Origin of the sequence: Rothia sp. HMSC075F09 (assembly GCF_001810515.1) — a bacterium.
Taxonomy (GTDB): Bacteria; Actinomycetota; Actinomycetes; order Actinomycetales; family Micrococcaceae; genus Rothia.
In genome coordinates this window covers 1-4078 of record NZ_KV801757.1, presented here as the reverse complement: position 1 = coordinate 4078, position 4078 = coordinate 1, and the positions used below count along the sequence as shown (strand labels likewise).

The 4078-nt window shown below is 53.5% G+C and carries 5 protein-coding genes; 2 read left to right on the top strand and 3 right to left on the bottom strand.

What is annotated here, in order from left to right:
• The first annotated feature begins 602 nt into the window (after window positions 1-602).
• Together HMPREF2749_RS09310 and HMPREF2749_RS00015 are read left to right on the top strand one after the other, a co-directional pair.
• Window positions 603-1544: an AcrVA2 family anti-CRISPR protein gene (locus tag HMPREF2749_RS09310; RefSeq protein WP_210395303.1), complete on the top strand. Its 942-nt coding sequence runs from the start codon at window positions 603-605 to the stop codon at window positions 1542-1544.
• Between the two features lie 19 nt (window positions 1545-1563).
• Entirely contained in the window at window positions 1564-1962 is a 399-nt protein-coding gene (locus HMPREF2749_RS00015; RefSeq protein WP_070592877.1) for a hypothetical protein, read from the top strand.
• Between the two features lie 48 nt (window positions 1963-2010).
• On the opposite strand, the gene HMPREF2749_RS09175 is transcribed toward HMPREF2749_RS00015, so the two are convergent.
• The 3 genes from HMPREF2749_RS09175 to HMPREF2749_RS00005 all read right to left on the bottom strand — a co-directional run bounded on the left by HMPREF2749_RS09175 (window position 2011) and on the right by HMPREF2749_RS00005 (window position 3631).
• A complete protein-coding gene (locus tag HMPREF2749_RS09175; RefSeq protein WP_141747339.1) occupies window positions 2011-2253 on the bottom strand; it encodes a hypothetical protein in 243 nt (80 codons plus the stop codon).
• An 11-nt stretch (window positions 2254-2264) separates the two neighbouring features.
• Window positions 2265-2867, bottom strand: a complete 603-nt coding sequence (locus tag HMPREF2749_RS00010) for a hypothetical protein (protein ID WP_070592875.1) — start codon at window positions 2865-2867, stop codon at window positions 2265-2267.
• A gap of 227 nt (window positions 2868-3094) precedes the next feature.
• The gene (locus tag HMPREF2749_RS00005; RefSeq protein WP_141747338.1) at window positions 3095-3631 is read right to left on the bottom strand and encodes a hypothetical protein; all 537 of its coding nucleotides are present in this window, start codon (window positions 3629-3631) and stop codon (window positions 3095-3097) included.
• Between the last annotated feature and the right edge of the window lie 447 nt (window positions 3632-4078).

The window sequence follows — 4078 nt, the reverse complement described above, 5'->3', positions numbered from 1 at the left end:
ACGTCCCACCTATCGCGGCTAAACGTCCCACCCTAGATAAGGTTATCCACATGATGCACCTCACATTAAATAGATTCCTGGCGTGCAGTGAATCAGTCCCAAGAAGGGGGTCATGTTATGAAAACGTAACTGGAAGTCCCGGATTGCATGAAAACGGCGCTGCTGACAGTGTTGTGGATCTGGTGCTCAGCCACGCGGGCACCTGGTTCTGTGCACAACTCCCCTTGGGTGTACCCGTGGGATTAATAATCGCTGGAGTTATTATCTTGATGCGTAGCACGCGAGGAAAGGGAAATAATGTTTGATGCACCACCGAAGACGTGGGCTACATCGTGGGGCGTGATAAGCGCCTGGTGCAGCAGATGCACCGTACAGTCATAGCATTATGCTATGACTGCATAGTGATATCAATCTGCAATGATTGCACCCCCTTGCCGCTGTGCAGATGTAATCCGCTTCGACGGTTGCACGCCCTGGACAATGCGCGATACAATCAAATCAACCCCCGGTGGAAACCGGGGAGTTGAGAATCTTTCAGCCCCGCTAGCCTTCGGCTTAGCGGGGTTTCTCGTACCCGCCGCCGAAAGGAGACCACGGGCGCAATGAAGCACCGCATCAGCATCAAAGACACCCCACAGCACCTAAAAGATAGCCTCTATTCCGCAGCGTTCAGCCAGGCCCGGAAGCAATTCCCGCCCGGCACCCCAGAGGACGTAATCAGCCTGGCGGTGCGGCTCCAGCCAGAGGTGAAGCTGGACGATATTTTCTGGATTGCCGACGACATCACGGATATTATTTTCGACGCTTCCCGGGACGAATCCATGCCCGAGAAAGAATCGGGGGAGTCCTGGGTTGACCTCACCCGGAACACGGGCGTGCTCTATGAAACCGGCACCGGCATTTTCACGGTGGACACGACCGGCGCGCCGCATCTGTGGCGGCGAGGCACCTTTGGGGATGTCCCGCCGGTGTGCGAGGTTCTAGGATTCGTGGTGCAGGACGCCCGACTACTTCTGATTTTTGGCCAGGCGCAGCAGGCCGCCGCTTCTTCTCCAGCGCACGCACCCAAGGGTACCGGTACGGTGCTAGGAATCCCTGAGCGTCCCGGTGAGGTGCCCCGAGTGCCCGCAGGCGGAAGATTCGCGTTAGCCGGTTCTGACGTGGCGGAAGCGTGCATGCGCCTCGTTGAGGCCACGTTCTTGTTGATGGGTGATTCGTCCCTTACGTCGATTGGAGCCGAGGCGGTCACCCCGAAGGTTAGGCGTAAGCATGGCAAGCGCCGTAGCGCACCGGGTGCAACTGTGCGCACGGTGCAGATTAGCCCGACGCTGAGGAAGCAGGCGGTGCGCAGCTCAGAGGTTCAGGGCGGGCGAGAAGATCGTGAAGAGTGGTACAGTCACCAATTCGTCGTGCGGGGCCACTGGCGCAATGTGGCCTACGGTGAGGGCCGGTCAAAGCGTCGGCTACGGTGGATTATGCCTTTTCTGAAAGGGCCGGAAGGAACGCCGGTGATTCGCCGTCCGCTGGTGAGGGTCTGGCGCTAGCGGACAGGAAGAAATGAAGATGATGATGACAGAGAATCAGGCGGAGCAGCTGTTTACCGTCACGATAGAATCGCGCAGGCCTGACACGCATCACTGGGACATCACCGCGCAGGCAACCGATACTCTAGCGGGCCTGGTTGAGTGGGCAGCACCGGCAAACCCTGTATGTGAACCGCCCCGCCTACCTCTGACCGCCGAAGCGGTCAGAGGCTTCATTGGGGCTACCTTTGAGCGAGAGGATGTCCGCAACCGGGTGCGCCTTGAACCAGCTGCGCCGGGCGAGAAAGCGACCCTGGAGGTGCTGGAGGATTTCGCGCGACAGTGTGAGGGCGGCGCGGTGACCGTGGAGGAAGTGGAACGCCACGCGGTCATTTCGGGGCGTTATTTCCGTCCGCCGAACGGGTTCCTTTTTGACTGATGGAAAACCAAAGTGACCCACCCCGTACATGGGGTGGGCCACCTCTTGCTATAAGAAAATAGAAACGCCTATAAGGGTAAAGACGAGGATAAGAAGACCATATACTATGAACTTATCTGTGGTATTTAATCCGTTAGGTGTTTCTACTTCCCGTAAATATTTATATATATCGGATATTATTTCTTTAAGTATAAAAAGTAGGGGGGCAATAATAGGTAAAATAATAGGTAAGAAAATCAAAGCTGTTAGTAGAATGGTAATAGGGGCTGGGGGGTCAGGGTTTTCAATCATTATTTCACCGCCTACTTACTTCTAATGTGCCAGGTCACGTGCTTGACTGATTTAATCCGCTGGCAGTATCTACCGTGGCGGTGAACCTCCCTCGCTTTCTCTTCTTTTCGCAATTGTCGCCGGGAGCACTGGAAATAATGCCATATTTCGTTCGTAATGTACGATGTGCTATCACTTGAGGGCTCAAAATCAATGACGGTATCGCCTTGAACTCGACGCTCAACCTTCTGTGACCCGTCGAATCCCCCGCAGCATTTCCAGATCCCGTTATCGCATGAAAATATTGATTTCAGAACGTGGGGTGAAGACGCTTTTTTCCACTGTATCGTAAAATGTGAGTCATCAAAATCTTCATAGCTGGGATTGATAACTACATTAAACTGATTGGATAGCTTATTGAATGATTTGAGGCTATCAATACTAATACTTTCTTTCTTGATATTTTCAACCTCAATAGACTGTTGAGTGCGAATAAAGCTTTTTATTTTTTGCGGTACTTCATCTATTCCAAGCCCTATCCATAAAAACGGTATGATAATTGGTAATGTGTAGAATAAAATTGCTAAAAGGATATACAAGGGTTTCGTGGTAATAATAAAGAGAAGCCAGTCCATGATTTATTTTCCTTCTGTTGTGGTACAGGCTGCGCCGGTCGGCTCAACCTGGCAGGTCAAGGATTTTCCCTATCCTCACCCTGCGTTTATATTGTAGCATAGAAAAAGGTATATAAACAAGGTGTAGGGGCGGATTCGTCAAGAAAATCTCACCCTGATTCAGGGCACATACAAAAGGGGGTGGGTACATCATGTACCCACCCCCTTTATTGGTGCCTCAGCCTAAACTAGCGAACTAGCCACGGCACAAACGCCAGAATCGACAGCAGAACCAGCGCGCACGAAGCGAACAGACCGGTGATGTCCACCTTCCAGCCTTTCGCGCGGAACCACAGCCCCGCCACCGGGCCGGCGGCACAAAAGAGCGACAGAGCCAGCAGACCGAAGAGTCCAAATGAGCCAGCAGCAGCAGCAGCGGAGAGCGCAATCTTCATGTTCAAGCCCTCGATGAGCTCGGGGATATTTCGTTGCATCTGGCGGATGATGATCCACATCTCCAGGGCGGCGACGAACATAAAGCCGCCGGTGGCACCCGCGCCGGCATCTTCGGGAGACTGAACCAGTCCCGCATTGAGAAAGCTACTGAACACCAGGCCGCAGGCGACGGTCGCCATGATCGTTACGGTGCGGAAGCCGGTAGCCTCGACGTTGGCACGCTTGCCAAAGGTAATGACCGGCCCGGCGGCAATCAGGAAGAGGGCGCACATCAGGGACGGGCCGTAGGTGGGCCATAAGCCCGAAAGCCCAAGGAGGAAGGCGGCCATGCTTAAGATGAAGCAGCAGGCCGTGAGCCACGGGTGAGAGCGTACCTTCTGGGGTGAAGTGGTCATGATGATTTGTTCCTTCTGTCGTATTTTTTTTGAGGGGACATGCTTAATCCTAGATGGAGCGTCCCGCCGGTGTGTGGTTTTTTGATTTACCTCCGGGTAAGCCGAAGTGTGCGGCTTGGGTGCGGGGGATGGAGTAATGTTCGCCTGGTTGCCCAAGAATGGGTGTGAGCCCGCAGTAGGTTCAGCCCTGACGTGCAGGGATTACCCCTACTTATATTATAGCGTGACTGAATGTATATAACAAGGAGTCACGCGAAGGAATCGTGGAAAAATAATAAGCGCTACACCTTGTTTATATGCCTTTCCCTATGCTACAATATAAGTGTAAGGATGACACGGGGCGGGAAACCCCGAACACCTTACCGGTGCAGCCAATCCCGG